Source organism: Salinispora pacifica DSM 45544 (genome assembly GCF_000378845.1).
Classification (GTDB): domain Bacteria; phylum Actinomycetota; class Actinomycetes; order Mycobacteriales; family Micromonosporaceae; genus Micromonospora; species Micromonospora pacifica.
On the sequence record NZ_KB905359.1, the window covers coordinates 2258115 to 2275845 of the forward strand.

Below are 17731 nucleotides of genomic sequence, written 5' to 3' on the forward strand. Positions count from 1 at the left end.
TGTGAACTCATCGTTCCTCCGGCTCAACCGGGGTGGGATCCACGACGAGTAGCTGGTCGAGGTCGGCGGTGCCGACCTGTTCGACCAACTCGACGCGGATCCGGCACCCGTCCAGGACAACCTCGGCCACCGACGAGCGGCGAAGCTCACCGCCCGTGTCGTAGACGCGGACGCGGAGCTCCGGACAACCGAGGTGGGTACGCCAGGCGTGCCACTCCGCCCGGTCCCCGACGCTGAGGGAGAGGTAGCGGGAACCCCGGGCCAGGTAGAGGCACCAGGGCGCGCTCAAACCGGTGGCTACCCCGGCGGCGATCAGGCCGAAGGCCTGCGCTCGGGTGGCGAGTTCGGTCACCAAGTCCCCCTCGTGCCGGAGATATCACGCATGGGAGCAAGCAGTCGTCATCTCCTGCAGGGACACACGGTAGAGTGTCCCGCGAACGTGACAGTATCAGCTTTTCGCCTGATTCCCCCCAGCCGCGCAAGCACCTATTAACCCAGGTGAGGACCGGTATCAGGAGCGCTGATCTGGACAGCGAAAAGCCGAGCAGATCGTCACATTCACGTGACAACCGCGTGCCAGGAGACCGTTCGAGGGCTCCGTAGCCGTACGGTCACCAGGTGACCGAGACGGCCAACGCACGAAAGATCGCCTTCGCCACCTTCGTCCGGCGCGCACTCGAAGAGGCCCGAGCTACCCGCGCCTGGAGCGGCACTGAGGTCTCCCGGCGCACCGGCGTCTCCCGACAGACGGTGAACCGATGGGTCCGGGGCGACTGGGCCAGCGACCCCGAGGCGGAACGCGTCGTGGCGTTCTGTGAAGGACTCGGGCTCGACCCGGCAACCGCCTTCACCACGCTGGGCTGGGACCGACGGAGCACCCCCCACCGACCCGAGACGATCCCGCCCCCGATGGATCCCGACGTCGAGGCACTCCTGCGCCGACTGGTCAACCCCGAGGTGTCGGATGCGGAGAAGTTCCACATTCGAGAAACTATCCGATACCTCGCGTATCGCCCCACTCTCCCGGTGGCAGCACCAAACCAGGGCAAAAAGGTTGGATGATCCTCAGATGGCGAAAGAACAGCAGGTCAGACTCATTCGTTTCACTCCCGGGCCCGGATCGGCACGCTAGCGTCCCTACTCGTACTGCTTGGGCTCGTCGTCGGCGGGGGGACGGGAAGGCCGAACCCAGCCCTGCGGGACAGAAGGAGGGGTCTGTCCATGACCCTGAAATGGTTGGCAGTCGTGGTCGGCACCGCGTCCCTGACGCTGTGCGTGACCGGGAACGCGGTGACCCTGGCGGTCAACGGCGAGCAGCTTCCCCTGCTCGTCAACCTCGTCACGCTCACCGCCACCGGCACCGCCGTCGTCCTGGCCGTGCTCGCCGAACTGAACGAACGACTCAACGACCGAATCAGCGCGCTCACCGAGTTCCTGGTGGCCCGGCTCAACGAGATCGAATCCGGCACCGGTGACCGAAACTCCGGCTTCGTCGAGGGCTACCTGCTCAGGCACAGCCGGGAAGCCACCGTCGTCCCAATCGGGCGTCGGGGACGGGAAGCCGCCGAACGCTAACGCCACCACCAAGACCCGGCATCCACCCGCCGCCAGGCCCGGTGGCCGGGTACCTCACGGCCACGATTGAGCCGCTGCGAGCGGGGTACGCTGTCGCGCGTGCCGCCGTTGAATCTGGGCAAGCAGCCGCCGAAAACCCCGTTCACCGCCGACCTCGCCTGGCAGAGAACCGCTGCCCGGGCTGCCGGAACCGTCCTCTTCTTCGACTTCGATGGCACCCTCGCACCGGTCCGGGACGACCCGACGGCGGTGCACCCCGCACCGAGGGTGCGCACCGCGATCGAGGCGCTCGCTCCCCTCGTCCGTCGGATCGCGATCGTCTCCGCCCGCCCGGTCGACTTCCTCCGCGAGCGACTCGGTGATCTCGCCGGTGTTGACCTCTACGGTCTCTACGGGCTGGAGCACAGCCACTCCGGCGGCGAAACCGTCACCGAACCGGCGGCGCTGCCCTGGGTGCCGACCATGGCGGAGCTCGCCGGCCAGGCCCGCGCCGAGCTGCCCGCGGGCACCCTGGTGGAGTACAAACGGCTCTCGGTGGCACTGCACTGGCGGACCGCCCCGCAGCTCGGACCGGCGGTTACCCGGTGGGGCTACGCCCAGGCCGAGCAGCTCGGCCTCCGGGTCCAGGCCGGACGGATGGTCCTCGAGCTGAAGCCGCCGGTCGACCGGGACAAGGGCATGGTCATCGACGAGGCGGTGCGGGACGCGGAGGCCGCCTGGTACTTCGGCGACGACGTATCGGACATCAAGGCCTTCGCGGCGCTACGCGCCCGGGCCGCCGCCGACCCGCGCTTCTTCGGCGTCTGCGTCGCCGTCGCCAACCCGGAGACCGGTGCGGAGGTTGCCGCCGAGGCAGACCTGACCATCGACTCACCCGCAGACCTCGGCGACTTCCTCACGGCCGCCGCGCGCCGGCTGGCCTGACTCCCGGGCTGCGGCGCACCAGCGGCCGTGGCACACCCCAGCCTCGGGCCGGTTCGGGGCCGCCGACCAGGTGCGCGGTGATCCCGGGCCAGCCAGCGACGGCGGTCCCCGGGCGATCAGATGCCGAAGCGACGCTGGCGGGTGGCGTAGGAGCGCAGCGCGCGGAGGAAGTCGACCCGGCGAAAATCCGGCCAGTTCAACTCGCAGAAATAGAACTCCGAGTGGACGGACTGCCAGAGCATGAAGCCGGACATCCGCTGCTCGCCGCTGGTCCGGATGATCAGATCGGGGTCCGGCACGCCCCGGGTGTAGAGGTGCTCGGTGATGTGCTCGACATCGAACGTCTCGGCCAGCTGCTCGATGCCGGTGCCGGCCTTCGCGTGCTCGTGCAGGAACGATCGCACCGCGTCGGCGATCTCGCGCCGGCCGCCGTAGCCCACGGCGATGTTGACCTGTGCGCCGCCCACCCGGTCCCGGGTCCGCTCCGCCGCTGCCTTGAGCGCCGCCGCGTGCTGCGCCGGCAACACGTCGAGCGCCCCGACCAGCCGCAGCCGCCAGGGGTTGCCCTCCTCGGCCAGCTCGCTCGTCAGGTCCTCGATGATCTGCAACAACGGATCGAGCTGAGCGGCCGGGCGGGTCAGGTTGTCGGTGGAGAGCAGCCAGAGCGTCACATGCCCGACGCCGGCCGCGTCACACCACCGCAGCAGCTCCTTGATCCGCTCGGCACCGACCCGGTGGCCGTCGTTGGGGTCAACGAACCCCATCTCCCGCGCCCACCTGCGGTTACCGTCACACATCACACCGACGTGCTGAGGCACCGGCTTGCCCGCCAGCTTGGCCGTGAGCCGGCGTTCGTACACCGAGTAGACAACGTCCCGCAGAGTCATCACCTGCCAGGGTAGCGACCGGAATGACGCCTCACGGCTGGGGATGCCGATCCCCGACGGCCAGACCACGCCCGATCATTGCCAGCGTCCGGAGATCCAACCGGCCGTCGCCGAGCCCCAACTCCACCACCGCCCGATACACCCGGTCATCCCGGTCGGCCGCCCACACCGCCGCGTCCACCACCGATTCCCGCCGGGCGAGCCAGGCCGCAACCGAGCTGTGCCGCAGGTGGCCACCGAGTCGACGACGAAGCGCCGCGGTGTAGCGCCGAGCGGCCTGCCCCGGCGTACGACTCACCACGGCGCCGGCGAGCGCTCCGGAGAGCAACGCGTAGAAGATCCCCTCCCCGGTGAACGGATTGATCAACGAGAGCGCGTCACCCGCCAGCACCACCCGGCCGCGCCCCGGCACCGGCCGATGGGTGGAGAGCGGCAGGTGGTGGGCTCGCAGGGCGGTAACCGCCGCCGGATCGAGCCCGGGTAGCAGCGCTGGAATCCGCGCGACGAGGTGTTCCCGGGTCAGCGACTCGCCGCGGAGCACCTCCCCGTACCCGACGTTCGCCCGTCCGTCGCCGATCGGGAAGGACCAGGCGTATGCCGGCCAGCGGGCGGCCGAGGTGACGATGAGCTGCTCCGGCGGGCCGGGCGGGGCGGGCGCGTAGCCCCGGATCGCCAGGGCCAGATGGCGGTCCGGATTCGGGGGGTGTCCCAGTACCCGACGCACGACGGAGCCCGCACCGTCGGCACCCACCACGGCCCGCCCGGCGATCTGCCCATCGAGCACGACCCGGTCCGCCCGCACCTCGACCCGACGTACCACGTGCCGACGCAGCTGGGCGCCGGCCGCGACGGCCGCCGCTACCAGCCGAGCATCGAAGACGGTTCGGGGCACCGTGTACGCCGGGCGGGGCAGTGCCCGCGCCACCGCCGGTCCGCCCGGGGCGACCAGGCGAAGTGCGCGCAGCGGGGCGTATCCGGCCACCGGGTCGGGCACCCCCAGCCCGGCCAGGACATCCAGCGCATGCGCGGCGATCCCGTCCCCGCAGGCCTTGTCCCGGGGGAAGTCGGCCCGATCCAGCAGGAGCACCCGGGCTCCGGTCCGGCGGGCGGCGAGGGCGGCGGCCGAGCCCGCCGGGCCGGCCCCCACCACCACCACATCGAACTCGTCGCCCCCGTCAGCCAGCCCGGTCGCCACGTCGTATCCCCTCTCCGCCGCCGAGCTACCGCTCTCGGCGGCCGTTGCGGGGATCATCCATCGCCCGCGGCGCCGGCCCAGCCAAATCCGCTCCTACTGCGGCTCCGCGTCGAGCCGAGCACGCAGCGCGTCCAGCTCAGCCCAGAGGACACCGGGCAGCTTGTCCCCGAACTTCGTAAACCACTCGGTGACCATCGGTAGTTCGGCCTGCCACTCGTTCGCGTCGACCTTCAGTGCGATCCGAATGTCTTCCGAGGTCATGTCCAGGCCCTCGATGTCCAGCGCGTCCGCGGTGGGAACCATGCCGATCGGCGTCTCCACGGCGTCGGCCCGGCCCTCGATCCGCTCGACGATCCACTTCAGGACCCGGGAGTTCTCGCCGAAGCCCGGCCAGAGGAAGTTGCCCTCGGCGTCCTTGCGGAACCAGTTGACGTAGTAGACGCTCGGCAGCTTCGACTCGTCGCCGTCGACGCCCTTACCCATCTCGATCCAGTGCCGGAAGTAGTCGCCGGCGTGGTAGCCGATGAAGGGCAGCATCGCCATCGGGTCGCGACGCACGACCCCGACCGCGCCCGAAGCCGCGGCGGTGGTCTCCGAGGAGAGCGTGGCGCCCAGGTAGACGCCGTGCACCCAGTCCCGCGCCTCAGTGACCAGTGGAACGGTGTCCCGACGCCGGCCACCGAAGAGGATCGCGTCGATCGGTACGCCGTTGGGGTTGTAGTAGTCCTCGGCGAGGATCGGACACTGGGTGATCGGGGTGCAGAACCGGCTGTTGGCGTGGGAGGAGAGGTGTTCGCTCTCCGGCGTCCAGTCGTTGCCCTTCCAGTCGATGAGGTGCGTCGGGGGCTCGCCCATGCCCTCCCACCAGATATCACCGTCGTCGGTGAGGGCCACGTTGGTGAAGATGGAGTTGCCGCGGTCCAACGTCCGCATCGCGTTGGCGTTGGTCTTCCAGTCGGTGCCGGGGGCGACCCCGAAGAGGCCGTACTCCGGGTTGACCGCGTAGAGGCGCCCGTCCGGGCCGAACCGCATCCAGGCGATGTCGTCCCCGATGGTCTCGACCTTCCAGCCCGGGATGGTCGGCTCCAGCATGGCGAGGTTGGTCTTGCCGCAGGCCGACGGGAAGGCCCCGGCGAGGTGGTAGACCCTCCCCTCCGGCGACGTGATCTTCAGGATCAACATGTGCTCGGCGAGCCAGCCCTCGTCCCGCCCCATCACACTGGCGATCCGCAGCGAGTAGCACTTCTTGCCGAGCAGCGAGTTGCCGCCGTAGCCGGAGCCGTAGGACCAGATCTCCCGGGTCTCCGGGAAGTGCGAGATGTACTTCGTCTCGTTGCACGGCCAGGACACGTCCTGCTGGCCCGGTGCCAGCGGCGCGCCGATCGAGTGCAGCGCGTGCACGAAGTCCGCGTCGTCGCCCATCGCCGCGAGGATCTTCCCGCCCATCCGGGTCATGATCCGCATTGAGGCGACCACGTACGGACTGTCGGTGATCTCGATGCCGAACATCGGCTTCTCGGCCTCTACCGGGCCCATGCAGAATGGGATGACGTACATGGTGCGACCGCGCATGCAACCGCGGTACAGCTCCGTCATCGTCCGCTTCATCTCGGCCGGGGCCATCCAGTTGTTGGTCGGGCCGGCGTCTGCCTCGTCCACCGAACAGATGTAGGTACGCTCCTCGACCCGCGCCACGTCCGTCGGATCGGTTCGCGCGTAAAACGAGTTGGGCTTCTTCTCCGGGTTGAGTCGGACCAGGGTGCCGGCCTCGACGAGTTCGTCGGTGAGACGACGCCACTCTTCTTCTGACCCGTCCGCCCAGACCACACGGTCCGGGGTGGTCAGTTCCGCGATCTCACGGACCCAGGCAAGCAGTTTGGGGTGGGATGTCGGGGCCTGATCGATACCCCGAACAGTGGCCGGAGCAACCATGACACATCTCCTTGTGGTCGACGCTGACCGGTCTATGGGATGCACGAGGCTTGACGGCGCGTCGCGTCGCCTACGTGAAACCTGGGATTGGCCTCAGCGTAAACCGGCTTGCGTCACCAGTCAGTGGGACTGGTTGTGAAGAACTGCACAAGCTACGGTCCGGCTGCGGCATCGCGAGCTAATACCCGCTTTCACGCGCAGTTTCACGCAAATCCAGTGACGAAACAGCTGGCCTGTCGTCGTCCGGTACGGCTGCAGTGACCGTGTCCCCACTTGGCCAGGTCACTCGGGAGGCACTGCCCGGGGCGGTAGTACCCCGCTCATCGCTGTCGGGACCGGCCATGCCGACCGGTGCTACCCGTGCCGCGGGCCCGCACCCGGTACGCTCGCTCGGTGGCAGCGACGATGACCGGGGAGCCCGGCTCCCGGCGAACCCGGCCGGGCCTGATCCACTCCTTGCTGGACCGGTTCGGTCACCTCGTCCACGAGTTGAGCAAGTTCGCCACCGTGGGCGGCATCGCCTTCCTCGTCGACTTCGCCCTCTTCAACCTCCTGACCTCAGTGCAGGACGTCGAGCAGGTGACTGCGAAGACCATCTCCACGGTGGTGGCGGCGACCTTCGCCTTCCTCGGCAACCGGTTCTGGACGTGGCGACACCGCCGGGGCGGCAACCCAGCCCGCGAGTACGCGCTCTTCTTCATCTTCAACGCGGTGGGCCTCGGTATCACCGTGGCGGTTCTGGCGATCAGCCGCTACGGCCTGGGCCAGATCTGGCCGGAGGTCTTCCAGACCCCGCTGGCGGACAACATCGCCAGCTATCTCGTCGGCACCGGGCTGGCGACCCTCTTCCGGTTCTGGTCCTATCGACGGTTCGTCTTCGTACCAGCGGGAACTCCCGCCGCACCGGAAGCGAAGCACGACCGATACCGGGCGTGACCTGGCGCCCATCTCGCCAGGCCGGGGCGATCCCGGCCCAGCCAACTCGCTTAAGGTGTTCTGCATGCGTCTTGTCCGTCTCCTGCCCGAGCGCTGGCAGAAGTTCCTGCATGAGGCGCTCAAATTCGGCATCGTCGGAGGCGTCAACACCGTTATCAATTACGCGGTGTTCAACGCCCTTGCACTCACTGTCTTCCAGGGCGGCGCACTGAAGGCGACGGTCGTCGCCACCATCACCGCGACGATCACGTCGTACCTGATGAATCGCCACTGGACGTACCGTGATCGCCCGAAAACAGCAGTTAGACGCGAGTATGCCCTTTTCTTCCTTTTCAACGGTGCGGGGCTCCTCATCGAGCTGGGCGTGCTGGCCGCGGCCAAATACGGCCTCGGCGTGACCAGCCTGCTCGCCCTCAACCTCGCCAAGACGATGGGCATCCTGCTGGCGACGCTGTTCCGGTTCTGGTCCTACCGGACGTTCGTCTTCCAACCCGCACCAGCGCCGGCCACCAACAACTGGCACAGCATCCCCCGCGACGAGTGGGACACGATGGCCGAGATGGACCCGGTCGCCGAGCTGGCGGAGTCGGTCTCGGAGCTGGAGGAAACCGCCCCGCCACCGGGCACCCACCACCCCCTCCGCGCACCGATCCAAGGCCTGACCATCCCGCTGGACGCCCGCCTCGACCTGGACCGGGAGCTGGCCGCCGAGCTCGCCGCGGAGCTGCAGACGAGCACCCGCCGATCCCGTCGCCCCTGACCGTGCCCGGCTCCGGGGCGGGGCGCCGGCCCAGCCCGCCCCGGCCCGACCGGAGCCAGCCCGACCCGGACCAGCCCGACCCGGAGCCAGCTCAGCCCGGCTGCGACGGGACCGCTCAGCCCTACTCCCCGGACGGCCTGCCGTCCCGGGCCTCGGTCAGCGCCTCCCGAGGCTCGGCGTCGCCGGACGGCGGTCGGTCGTACTGCGCCTCCACCAGCTCGTAGAGCGTGGTCTGCACCCGCCCCACCTGCGGCACATCAACCAACACCGACCGCCCACGCTCCCCCGCGGAGTCGATGGTCAGGGTTCCGCAGCCGAACAACCGCTCGCTGAGGCGCTGCTGCATCGCATGGTCGGTGACCCGGGTGAGCGGGATGTCCCGGCGGTCCCGGGAGAGCACGCCCTGTTGGATGAGCACCCGCTCACTGGTGAACAGGTAGTGGGTCGCCTGCCAGACCAGCGCCGGCCAGAGCGCGAACCAGAGCACCCCCACCAGCGCCGCCCCGCCCAGCACCACCAACGCCGCCGCCCGGCCAGCACCGTCGGGGGCCAGCACCAGGGCGGCCACCACCACCGCGACGGCGAGCACCATCACCGCGACCGGCCGGACCAGGGCCTTCCAGTGCGGGTGCAGATGCAGCACGACGTGCTCGTCCTCGGTGAGCACGTCCTCCGGAAACGCCACGGGTACCTCCAGCACAGATCGGACGCGCAGACCGTAACCGCTCACCTCATCCCACGACATCAGCCGCGCGGGCCGGACGACGACAGCGCTACCGAACTCGGCCCCGCCGGTCAGCCGTGGCCGTTCAGCGCAGATGCAGAATGTCGCCGGCGGAGAGGTGCCGGGTGGCCTCCGGGGTGGCCACCACCAGCTGGCCGTCGGCGTCAACGCCGGTCGCCGTGCCGGTCAACTCGCCGCCGTCCGGCAGCAGCACCCGGACCGGACGGTCCACGGTGGCACAGACGGCCAGGTACGCCGCGCGCAGGCCGCTGGCCACCGCATCACCCTCAGCGGCCCGCCACCGCCCATACCAGTCGCCCAGCGACCGGAGCAGCGCCCGCAACAACGGATCCCGGTCGGTCGCCGCGGCACCGGCCAACTGCAGCGAGGTCGCCGGCAGACCATTCGGGTTCGCCGGCAACTCATCAGCACGAAGAGTCACGTTCAGCCCGATGCCGAGGACGATCGCGGGGGGCGCCGCCGCACTTGCCATCGGCACCCCCTCGGCGAGGATGCCGCCGCACTTCGCCGCACCGATGAGCAGATCGTTCGGCCACTTCAGGGTGGCCTCCAACTCGGCCAGCCGGGTCACCGCCTGTACCAGCGCCACTCCGGCGAGCAGCGGCAGCCACCCGTACGCCGACGGTGGCACCGGCGCCCAGCCCCGCTCGGCCACCGCCTCCCCCGGCCGAAGCAGGACGCTGGTCGCGATCCCCGCCCGGGCCGGCGACTGCCAGTCACGGCCCCGCCGCCCCCGCCCCGCACGCTGCCGCTCCGCGACCAGTACCAGGCCCTCCGGCTCCCCCGAGCGGGCATACTCGGCCACGTCCGCGTTGGTCGAACCGGTCTCCGCGAGAAGCTCCAGCCGGGCCCAGGCACCGTGCGGCGCGACCAACGCGCGACGCAGCCGCGCCACCGACAGTGGTGGGCGATCCAGATCGGTGTACGGGGAACCCAGCATCCCGCCAGCCTACGGCCCTCCCGATCACCGGTGGTGAGGCGTACTGCACAGCGGCGCCGAGCTGAACCATCGTTATATTCCCTTGGTGACTACCGAGACCGGGACCAACATCCACAGCACCGCGGGCAAGCTGGCGGACCTGGAGCGTCGGATCGACGAGGCGGTGCACGCCGGGTCGGCGCGCGCCGTGGACAAGCAGCACGCACGGGGCAAGAAAACCGCGCGGGAACGGATCGAGCTCCTCCTCGACCCGGGCTCCTTCGTCGAACTGGACGAGCTGGCCCGACACCGGTCCACCAACTTCGGACTGGCGAAGACCCGCCCCTACGGCGACGGCGTCATCACCGGCTACGGGACCATCGACGACCGCCAGGTCTGCGTCTTCGCACAGGACTTCACGGTCTTCGGCGGCTCCCTCGGCGAAGTCTTCGGCGAGAAGATCGTCAAGGTGATGGACCTGGCCATGAAGATCGGGTGCCCGGTCATCGGGATCAACGACTCCGGCGGGGCGCGAATCCAGGAGGGCGTCGCCTCGCTCGGCCTCTACGGCGAGATCTTCTTCCGCAACGTGCGGGCCAGTGGCGTCATCCCGCAGATCTCGCTCATCCTGGGCCCGTGCGCGGGTGGCGCCGTCTACTCGCCCGCGGTCACCGACTTCACCGTGATGGTCGACCAGACCTCACACATGTTCATCACCGGCCCGGACGTGATCAAGACCGTCACCGGTGAGGACGTCGCAATGGAGGAGCTGGGCGGCGCCCGTACGCACAACTCGCGCAGCGGCAACGCGCACTACCTCGCCACCGACGAGGAGGACGCGATCGAGTACGTCCGGGCGCTGCTGTCGTACCTGCCGTCGAACAACCTGGACGAGCCGGTCACGTACCCGGTCGACATGGACCTCGAGATCAGCGACGATGACCGGGAGCTGGACACCCTCATCCCGGACTCGGCGAACCAGCCATACGACATGCACCAGGTCATCGAGCACGTCCTCGACGAGGGCGAGTTCCTTGAGGTGCAGCCGCTGTACGCGCAGAACCTGATCGTCGGCTACGGCCGGGTCGAGGGCCGGCCGGTCGGCGTGGTCGCGAATCAGCCCATGCACTTCGCCGGCACGCTGGACATCGCCGCGTCGGAGAAGGCCGCGCGCTTCGTCCGCACCTGCGACGCGTTCAACATTCCGGTACTCACCTTCGTGGACGTACCCGGCTTCCTCCCCGGCACCAGCCAGGAGTGGGAGGGCATCATCCGCCGGGGCGCGAAGCTCATCTACGCGTATGCCGAGGCCACCGTCGGGAAGGTCACCGTCATCACCCGCAAGGCGTACGGCGGCGCGTACGACGTCATGGGCTCCAAGCACCTCGGCGCGGACCTGAATTTCGCCTGGCCAACCGCCCAGATCGCGGTGATGGGAGCGCAGGGGGCGGTCAACATCCTGCACCGGCAGGAGCTGGCCGGCGCCGCCGACCCGGCGGCGCGGCGCGCCGAGCTGATCACCGAATACGAGGACACCCTCGCCAACCCGTACATCGCCGCCGAACGCGGGTACATCGACTCGGTCATCCCGCCACACGAAACCCGGGCACAGATCGTCCGCGCGCTGCGGGTCCTGCGTACCAAGCGCGAGACCCTGCCCCCGAAGAAGCACGGCAACATCCCGCTGTAGGTGTGCGGTCAGCGGGGTTCAGCAGGGCGGGCTGGCGGCGGTGCACATGCGGCGGGCCGCCACGTCGGCGAGGCGGACCAGTTCCGCCTCGCCGGCCATGCTGAGGAAGAGCACCGTCACCAGGTCACCGACGCGCAACACGACCCGCAGCTCCGGTGAGTTCGCCACGGCCTGCGGTTCGCCCGTCGTGGGGTTGACGGACAGGGAGGACGAATGCCGCAGCAGGAGCGACTCCTCACCGGCGAAGTCCACCTGCGGGGTGTCCCAGTGGTGCAGCGCTTTCAGTTCCACCGCGCTGCCTTCGTGGTAGGCCGTCCAGACCTCCCCCTGCTGGGGGCAGGAAGCGATCGTCTGTCGGACCTCGGCGAAGAAACGAGCCGCGTCATCACCGCGGAACCGATACAGATCCTGCACAACCAGGATGTCGCCGAGCCGATCGGGGCCGCCGGCCGACCACCGCAGTAGCGTCTGCGACCGGTTCATCCACGCCTCCGCTTCCGGGCCCGGGCCACATCGGTCGCGCCCGAGCCCCAGCGTGACCGTCCCGCCCAGGGCGGCCTCGCCGAGGTGCAGCTCCGTGCGCACGACCAGGTCCGACTGTTGGACGAAGAGCTCGGGCGGAAGGTCGGAACGCACCGCCGTAACCTGCCCGGCGGGCGACGCGGGGGTGCTTCCCACCGCGGCCTGCACCGGTACCGAGGTGGCCGGTGAGTAGCTCCATGGGGGGTTGATCACCGCGACGGTGACCACCGCCAAGGTCCCCACCAGGACGATCCCCGCCAACAGGGCGGTACGCCGGCTGCGACGGCGGGCCCGAGCACGGAGCTCCGCCGCCTCCAGCCAACGGACGTCGCGCAGGCCGCGTTGCATCGGCTCGGAGACGCTCAACTCATCACGCATCGACGGCCTCCTCCAGATCGACGACAGCGAGCAGCCCGGCGAGAGCAGCCCGGCCGCGAGCCAGCCGGGCCTTGACGGTGCCGACCGGGGCGTTGGTCTCCCGGGCCACCTCGACGACGGGCATCCCCACCAGGTAGTAGAGCGCGATCGCGATGCGCTGCTCCTCCGGCAGCCGGCGTAGTGCGGCGACCACCGCCACCGTGTCGGTGCTTGGCGCCGGGACGCTCTCGGTGGCACCGTGCCGCAGGTACGCCCGGGCGCGGCTGCGCAGGCTGCGCCATCGGCTGACCGCGATCCGGCTCGCCACCACCCGCACCCACGCCTCCGGGTTGTCGTACCCGCTCACCGTGGACCAGCGCTGCCAGGCCCGGATATACGCCTCCTGCACCGCATCCTGGGCCTCGGTGAGATCACCGGTGAGCACGTACACGAAGCCGAGCAGCCGCTGTCGGCTCCCCCGATAGAACTCGTCGAACCCATCGACATCCGGCACCTGGCTACCTCCCGTGGCGGTCGCAGAGGACACGCCCCAGCGCCGGCCCCAGGTTGCCGGCAGCTCCCGGCTTTTCCGCCCCGACTGGGCCAACCCGGGCTCCGGTTCAGCCGGTCAGCCCGTACCCGGTCAGGGCCGGGCCGGCCAACAGAGCCGCGCCGACACCCAGCACGACCAGGTTGACCAGGGCGAACATCGTGACCCAGAAGAACGCGGGGAAGGGGGTGATGCCGGCGAGTTGGTCGGCGTCGGAGGCGGGCATCCGGCCGCTGGCGCGTAGCCGTTGCAGCTCGACCACCGGGCGGATACCGCCGAGCAGCAGGAACCACACCCCGGTGTACGCGAACGCCGCCTGCACCTGTGGTGCGGCGTACCAGGAGACGGCGAGTACGAGCCCTCCGGTGACCAGCAGCGACAGCACTCCGAAGACGTTGCGGATCAGGACCAGCATCGCCAGCAGCAGTGCGACGGCGATCCACAACAGCAGGGTGATCCGGTTGCCACCGAGGATTCCGGCACCGGCAAGCCCGACCAGCGGTGGAGCCAGGTAGCCGGCGAGCAGGGTGATCACCATGCCGGGTCCGGTGGGGCGACCGGCGGAGAGGGTGAGCCCGGAGGTGTCCGAGTGCAGCCGGATGCCATGCAGGCGACGGCCGGTGAGCAGGGCGGCCAGGGCGTGCCCGCCCTCGTGGGCGATGGTGACCGCGTTGCGGGCGACCCGCCAGGGTCGACCGGCGCTGACCACAACCAACGCCCCCACCCCGGTCAGCAGCACCAGCAGCGGAGGCGGGTCCGGCTGCGCGCCGAGCAGTGTGTCCCAGATACCGGTCAGACCGTCGATCGACACCATGGGCGGGGAGCCTACCGCCCTCGTCCCGGCCGACCTCCGGCCCGATCTGGCCGCCCTCGGCCAGCCGGGAGGAGATCAGCTACGTACTGGCACAAAACCGGCGGCGATGATTTCGAAGATCGACTCGTTCGCCGCCCAGTCGTCCTCCGGGCAGTCCCAGCGGATCGCGTACCCCTTGTCGGGTGCGGTCACGAAGCCACGATTGCGGACGTGCAACCGACGTCCGTAGTCGTCATCGAAGATCCACTCCCAGTCGGCGGCCTCATCCCAGTAGTCCACTGAAACGATCTTGACGTGCTGGTAGCCACGGTAGCCGTCGCGTCGGGCAGCCTCCTGCTTACGCCAGTCGGCCACGGCATCGTCCAGTGGCGTCGTCGTCTGGTCGATGAGCAGGGCCCGCCCCTGACCGTCGGAGAACCGGACCCGATAGTCCTCCGGCCCCCGACCCCATTGCCGGCGGTAGTCCAGGTCGAACCCCGGCGGCACCGGCACCACAAATCCCGTGGCGTCCCGGTGTAGCTTCCAGCCGGCCGGCAGGGCCGCGCCTGCCGTGCCACTCGGGGTCGGGCTGACGCTGGCCGGCGGAGGGCTGGCGCTGGCCGTCGGGGGGCTCGTTGGCGCCGTGGCGCTCGGAGCCGAGTCGGCCGGAGCCGTGGTGGCCCCGGCACCGGTCGCGACGGCACCCGGATCCACTCCGTCACCCTCCGTGGCGAGCCGCGGATAGGCCACCACGGCACCAAGCAGGAGCAGGACCACCACGGCACCGATCAGCAGGTTGCGACGGGTGACGTGACGCTTCGTACCGGCCGCGGGCACCCCGGGTGGGGACATGGACGATACCGGGGCAGCCGACAGCCCACCGAGCTTCGCCGTCGGGTCGGCGTACGGTCGGTCCACCGGAGGATCGACCGGCGCGGTCGGGCCGGTACCCGTCACCTTCGCGGTGCGGGCGGCATCCGCCGGCGGCTCGGCCGTCGGTGGTGGCGCACCGGGCGACGGCGGCGATGCCGGTGCCACCGACGCCGGGGGTTCGGACAGCTTCGGCGCCGGTCGCGGCGCCGGCACAGCCGCCGGCGTCCGCCCCGGGCGACGGTTCGGCCCGGGCCGGCGTACGCCGGACAGCAGCGGGATGAGCTGTGAACGCTTGCCGCCGGCTCGGCGCAGTAGTCGCTCCGCCACCTCGGCGGTGATCCGCTCGGTCGGATCCTTACGCAGCAGGCCGTTGAGCACCGGACGCAGCGGTCCGGCGTTCTTCGGCGGCGGCGGCGGCTCGGTGGCCAGCGCCGCGAGGGTCGCGATCGCCGAGGGACGAGCATACGGCGACTTACCCTCCACCGCCGCGTACAGGGTCGCCCCCAGCGACCAGAGATCCGCCTCCGGCCCGGCAGTACCGTCCCGTGCCCGCTCGGGCGCGATGTACGCAGGCGAGCCGAGCACCATGCCAGTACGGGTGACATTCGGGTCACCCGGAACCGTGGCAAGACCGAAATCGGTCAACACCACCCGCCCGTCCTCACCGAGCAACACATTGCCCGGCTTGACGTCCCGGTGCATCACCCCCGCCTTGTGCGCCGCCTTCAGCGCACCAAGCACCCCCAGACCAATCTGCACCGCCCGGGCCGGCGACACCGACCCCTGCTCCGCCAGCGTGTCCTGGAGAGACTTCGACGCCACATACTCCATCACAATCCACGGATCACCATCGGTACGCAGCACATCGAAGATACGAACGACGTTGACGTGATTGAGACGAGCGATCGCCCGCGCCTCGCGCAGCGAACGCTCCCGCATCTCACGGCGCTCCTCATCGGTGAGACTGGGCGGCGGAACCAACTCCTTGATCGCCACAGTCCGATGCAGCACCTCGTCCTGCGCCTTCCACACCCGACCCATGCCACCCTGACCGATCGGCGACAAGAGCCGATACCGGCCAGCGACGAGTTCCGAGGGTGCGTTCGACATCGCTGAAACGGTACCCGGCGGCGACGGCGGCAACTCGGGCGGCACGCCACCGCGCGACGAAGATCCAAGCTCCACGCGTACGCTGACGCCATGTCTGCCGAGGAGCCACTGTTCCGTGTCGTTCACGGCACGCCGACCGCTGAGGAGTTGGCCGCCCTGGTGGGCGCGATCGTCGTTCATCCCAGGCCGGCGACAATCCCCGCCCGACCCACGGTTTCCGCCTGGGCGCGCGGCGCCCGCCCCGCCAGTACCGGCCATGCCGCCGGCCCGGACGCCTGGCGCGCCTCCGGCCTGCCCCGCTGACGACGACTTCCGCCCCGCACCGGTCATCCGGTCTGCACCGAGGGCCCCGGTGCCGGCGAGCCCGCCCCCGGGTCACGACCCGATCTAGCCGGCCTCGGCCGTCGAAGGCGCCCGACCCGCGGTGGGCGCGGCGCCGGGCCGGACGGGATCCGGATCCACGCCGTCGTCGTCCGGGGTGCGCCGGGGATAGGCCATCACGGCGCCGAGCAGAAGCAGGCCCGCCACGGCGCCGATCAATGGTCGGGTGGCGAGTAGCCATCCGGAAAACAGCACGGCACCGAGCAGAAGCAGGCCCGCAACTGCGCTGAACAACCACCGGTGGCGGGTGGGGTAACGCTGCGCACCGGGCACGGCTGGCGGGGGCCCGGGCGATGCCGGGATACCCGACTCGCCGGCCTTCACCGCCGGCCCGGCGTCCGCTCGGGCCACCGGAAGACCGACCGGCGCAGCCGCGCGCCTGTTGCCTGGGCGGAGGTCAGCCCAGCGGGCGTTGGCCGGCGTCGCCGTGGAGGGGGCGTCGGTCCGGCGCAGTAGTCGCTCCGCCACCTCAGCGGTGATCCGCTCGGTCGGATCCTTACGCAGCAGGCCGTTGAGCACCGGACGCAGCGGTCCGGCGTTCTTCGGCGGCGGCGGCGGCTCGGTGGCCAGCGCCGCGAGGGTCGCGATCGCCGAGGGACGAGCATACGGCGACTTACCCTCCACCGCCGCGTACAGGGTCGCCCCCAGCGACCAGAGATCCGCCTCCGGCCCGGCAGTACCGTCCCGTGCCCGCTCGGGCGCGATGTACGCAGGCGAGCCGAGCACCATGCCAGTACGGGTGACATTCGGGTCACCCGGAACCGTGGCAAGACCGAAATCGGTCAACACCACCCGCCCGTCCTCACCGAGCAACACATTGCCCGGCTTGACGTCCCGGTGCATCACCCCCGCCTTGTGCGCCGCCTTCAGCGCACCAAGCACCCCCAGACCAATCTGCACCGCCCGGGCCGGCGACACCGACCCCTGCTCCGCCAGCGTGTCCTGGAGAGACTTCGACGCCACATACTCCATCACAATCCACGGATCACCATCGGTACGCAGCACATCGAAGATACGAACGACGTTGACGTGATTGAGACGAGCGATCGCCCGCGCCTCGCGCAGCGAACGCTCCCGCATCTCACGGCGCTCCTCATCGGTGAGACTGGGCGGCGGAACCAACTCCTTGATCGCCACAGTCCGATGCAGCACCTCGTCCTGCGCCTTCCACACCCGACCCATGCCACCCTGACCGATCGGCGACAAGAGCCGATACCGGCCAGCGACGAGTTCCGAGGGTGCGTTCAACATCACCTAAAACGGTACCGGGCGCCGAAAACGGCCAGTCGGGCGGCACGCCACCGCGCGACGAAGATCCACGTCACGGCAGCCCCAAGGCCGGTGGGCTGACTACCGGTTTCCGCGTCCACGATCGCGCTGACGCGATCGATTGACTCCACTACGAGGCCATCCAACTCGAGGCATCTCATCTGATATGCGCTATTCCAGGGATGCAACTCCCATCCCACACCCGCTACGCTCACTCATGGAAACGGCGCGGTAACAGACAGGAGGGACGATGATCGAGGAGGGTGAGGGTCGCCCAGCGGCCCAGTTTCCCAGCCTGAGCGGCGTTGTGAAG

General features: G+C 69.9%; 17 protein-coding genes and 2 pseudogenes. 8 read left to right on the forward strand and 11 right to left on the reverse strand.

Features of this window, described 5'->3' with window-relative positions:
* Positions 1 to 7: 7 nt before the first annotated feature.
* Complete coding sequence (locus SALPAC3_RS0110115) at positions 8 to 352, reverse strand: hypothetical protein (protein WP_018221126.1); 345 nt, start codon at positions 350 to 352, stop codon at positions 8 to 10.
* 266 nt (positions 353 to 618) lie between these two features.
* Between SALPAC3_RS0110115 and SALPAC3_RS0110120 the strand changes: the two genes are divergently transcribed.
* The 3 genes from SALPAC3_RS0110120 (at position 619) to otsB (ending at position 2499) form a co-directional block, all read left to right on the forward strand.
* The gene (locus tag SALPAC3_RS0110120; RefSeq protein ID WP_018221127.1) at positions 619 to 1062 is read left to right on the forward strand and encodes a helix-turn-helix domain-containing protein; all 444 of its coding nucleotides are present in this window, start codon (positions 619 to 621) and stop codon (positions 1060 to 1062) included.
* Positions 1063 to 1221: 159 nt separating this feature from the next.
* Positions 1222 to 1575 carry a hypothetical protein gene (locus SALPAC3_RS0110125; RefSeq protein WP_018221128.1) on the forward strand — a complete coding sequence of 118 codons (354 nt, stop codon included), beginning with the start codon at positions 1222 to 1224 and terminating at the stop codon, positions 1573 to 1575.
* A gap of 99 nt (positions 1576 to 1674) precedes the next feature.
* Positions 1675 to 2499: a trehalose-phosphatase gene (gene otsB / locus SALPAC3_RS0110130; RefSeq protein ID WP_018221129.1), complete on the forward strand. Its 825-nt coding sequence runs from the start codon at positions 1675 to 1677 to the stop codon at positions 2497 to 2499.
* Positions 2500 to 2615: 116 nt separating this feature from the next.
* On the opposite strand, the gene SALPAC3_RS0110135 is transcribed toward otsB, so the two are convergent.
* Genes SALPAC3_RS0110135 through SALPAC3_RS0110145 form a run of 3 tightly spaced genes read right to left on the reverse strand, consistent with a single transcriptional unit; the run spans position 2616 to position 6513 of the window.
* Positions 2616 to 3386 (reverse strand): isoprenyl transferase, encoded by a 771-nt coding sequence (locus tag SALPAC3_RS0110135; RefSeq protein ID WP_026185416.1) that lies wholly within the window; start codon positions 3384 to 3386, stop codon positions 2616 to 2618.
* A 31-nt stretch (positions 3387 to 3417) separates the two neighbouring features.
* Positions 3418 to 4638 (reverse strand): geranylgeranyl reductase family protein, encoded by a 1221-nt coding sequence (locus tag SALPAC3_RS0110140; protein ID WP_018221131.1) that lies wholly within the window; start codon positions 4636 to 4638, stop codon positions 3418 to 3420.
* A 36-nt stretch (positions 4639 to 4674) separates the two neighbouring features.
* The gene (locus tag SALPAC3_RS0110145) at positions 4675 to 6513 is read right to left on the reverse strand and encodes a phosphoenolpyruvate carboxykinase (GTP) (RefSeq protein WP_018221132.1); all 1839 of its coding nucleotides are present in this window, start codon (positions 6511 to 6513) and stop codon (positions 4675 to 4677) included.
* Positions 6514 to 6648: 135 nt separating this feature from the next.
* Between SALPAC3_RS0110145 and SALPAC3_RS29385 the strand changes: the two are divergent.
* The 3 genes and pseudogenes from SALPAC3_RS29385 to SALPAC3_RS0110155 all read left to right on the forward strand — a co-directional run.
* Positions 6649 to 6733, forward strand: a pseudogene (locus tag SALPAC3_RS29385) (GtrA family protein); the annotation flags it as partial.
* Between the two features lie 140 nt (positions 6734 to 6873).
* Complete coding sequence (locus SALPAC3_RS0110150; protein ID WP_018221133.1) at positions 6874 to 7449, forward strand: GtrA family protein; 576 nt, start codon at positions 6874 to 6876, stop codon at positions 7447 to 7449.
* Positions 7450 to 7513: 64 nt separating this feature from the next.
* Positions 7514 to 8209, forward strand: a complete 696-nt coding sequence (locus tag SALPAC3_RS0110155; RefSeq protein ID WP_018221134.1) for a GtrA family protein — start codon at positions 7514 to 7516, stop codon at positions 8207 to 8209.
* Positions 8210 to 8330: 121 nt separating this feature from the next.
* Here SALPAC3_RS0110155 and SALPAC3_RS0110160 read toward each other — a convergent pair whose 3' ends face one another.
* Both SALPAC3_RS0110160 and SALPAC3_RS0110165 read right to left on the reverse strand, forming a co-directional pair.
* Positions 8331 to 8954 (reverse strand): PH domain-containing protein, encoded by a 624-nt coding sequence (locus SALPAC3_RS0110160; RefSeq protein WP_196231356.1) that lies wholly within the window; start codon positions 8952 to 8954, stop codon positions 8331 to 8333.
* Positions 8955 to 9018: 64 nt separating this feature from the next.
* On the reverse strand, positions 9019 to 9894 hold the full coding sequence (locus SALPAC3_RS0110165) for a biotin--[acetyl-CoA-carboxylase] ligase (protein WP_018221136.1): 876 nt from the start codon (positions 9892 to 9894) through the stop codon (positions 9019 to 9021).
* Positions 9895 to 9979: 85 nt separating this feature from the next.
* On the opposite strand from SALPAC3_RS0110165, the gene SALPAC3_RS0110170 reads away from it, so the two are divergent.
* A complete protein-coding gene (locus tag SALPAC3_RS0110170; RefSeq protein WP_018221137.1) occupies positions 9980 to 11563 on the forward strand; it encodes an acyl-CoA carboxylase subunit beta in 1584 nt (527 codons plus the stop codon).
* Positions 11564 to 11581: 18 nt separating this feature from the next.
* Here the strand turns inward: SALPAC3_RS0110170 and SALPAC3_RS0110175 are convergent, their stop codons facing one another.
* From SALPAC3_RS0110175 to SALPAC3_RS0110190, 4 genes are all read right to left on the reverse strand, one after another.
* Positions 11582 to 12463 (reverse strand): hypothetical protein, encoded by an 882-nt coding sequence (locus SALPAC3_RS0110175; RefSeq protein ID WP_018221138.1) that lies wholly within the window; start codon positions 12461 to 12463, stop codon positions 11582 to 11584.
* Positions 12456 to 12956, reverse strand: a complete 501-nt coding sequence (locus SALPAC3_RS0110180; RefSeq protein WP_018221139.1) for a SigE family RNA polymerase sigma factor — start codon at positions 12954 to 12956, stop codon at positions 12456 to 12458. The genes SALPAC3_RS0110175 and SALPAC3_RS0110180 overlap by 8 nt, the downstream gene beginning before the upstream one ends.
* A gap of 106 nt (positions 12957 to 13062) precedes the next feature.
* Positions 13063 to 13806 (reverse strand): M50 family metallopeptidase, encoded by a 744-nt coding sequence (locus tag SALPAC3_RS0110185; protein WP_018221140.1) that lies wholly within the window; start codon positions 13804 to 13806, stop codon positions 13063 to 13065.
* 75 nt (positions 13807 to 13881) lie between these two features.
* Positions 13882 to 15768 carry a serine/threonine-protein kinase gene (locus tag SALPAC3_RS0110190; RefSeq protein WP_018221141.1) on the reverse strand — a complete coding sequence of 629 codons (1887 nt, stop codon included), beginning with the start codon at positions 15766 to 15768 and terminating at the stop codon, positions 13882 to 13884.
* A gap of 90 nt (positions 15769 to 15858) precedes the next feature.
* On the opposite strand from SALPAC3_RS0110190, the gene SALPAC3_RS0110195 reads away from it, so the two are divergent.
* Positions 15859 to 16071 carry an acyl-CoA carboxylase subunit epsilon gene (locus tag SALPAC3_RS0110195; RefSeq protein WP_018221142.1) on the forward strand — a complete coding sequence of 71 codons (213 nt, stop codon included), beginning with the start codon at positions 15859 to 15861 and terminating at the stop codon, positions 16069 to 16071.
* A gap of 26 nt (positions 16072 to 16097) precedes the next feature.
* Here the strand turns inward: SALPAC3_RS0110195 and SALPAC3_RS0110200 are convergent.
* Positions 16098 to 17400 (reverse strand): annotated as a pseudogene (locus tag SALPAC3_RS0110200) (serine/threonine-protein kinase); the annotation flags it as partial.
* Positions 17401 to 17731 lie beyond the last annotated feature (331 nt).

Bases quoted from the DNA above. Each gene is read 5' to 3' on its own strand.
- SALPAC3_RS0110145 (WP_018221132.1), bottom strand. From the start codon at position 6,513: ATGGTTGCTCCGGCCACTGTTCGGGGTATCGATCAGGCCCCGACATCC.
- SALPAC3_RS0110155 (WP_018221134.1), top strand. From the start codon at position 7,514: ATGCGTCTTGTCCGTCTCCTGCCCGAGCGCTGGCAGAAGTTCCTGCAT.
- SALPAC3_RS0110140 (WP_018221131.1), bottom strand. From the start codon at position 4,638: ATGATCCCCGCAACGGCCGCCGAGAGCGGTAGCTCGGCGGCGGAGAGG.
- SALPAC3_RS0110125 (WP_018221128.1), top strand. From the start codon at position 1,222: ATGACCCTGAAATGGTTGGCAGTCGTGGTCGGCACCGCGTCCCTGACG.
- SALPAC3_RS0110175 (WP_018221138.1), bottom strand. From the start codon at position 12,463: ATGCGTGATGAGTTGAGCGTCTCCGAGCCGATGCAACGCGGCCTGCGC.
- SALPAC3_RS0110165 (WP_018221136.1), bottom strand. From the start codon at position 9,894: ATGCTGGGTTCCCCGTACACCGATCTGGATCGCCCACCACTGTCGGTG.
- SALPAC3_RS0110160 (WP_196231356.1), bottom strand. From the start codon at position 8,954: ATGTCGTGGGATGAGGTGAGCGGTTACGGTCTGCGCGTCCGATCTGTG.
- SALPAC3_RS0110185 (WP_018221140.1), bottom strand. From the start codon at position 13,806: ATGGTGTCGATCGACGGTCTGACCGGTATCTGGGACACACTGCTCGGC.
- SALPAC3_RS0110195 (WP_018221142.1), top strand. From the start codon at position 15,859: ATGTCTGCCGAGGAGCCACTGTTCCGTGTCGTTCACGGCACGCCGACC.
- SALPAC3_RS0110135 (WP_026185416.1), bottom strand. From the start codon at position 3,386: ATGACTCTGCGGGACGTTGTCTACTCGGTGTACGAACGCCGGCTCACG.
- SALPAC3_RS0110190 (WP_018221141.1), bottom strand. From the start codon at position 15,768: ATGTCGAACGCACCCTCGGAACTCGTCGCTGGCCGGTATCGGCTCTTG.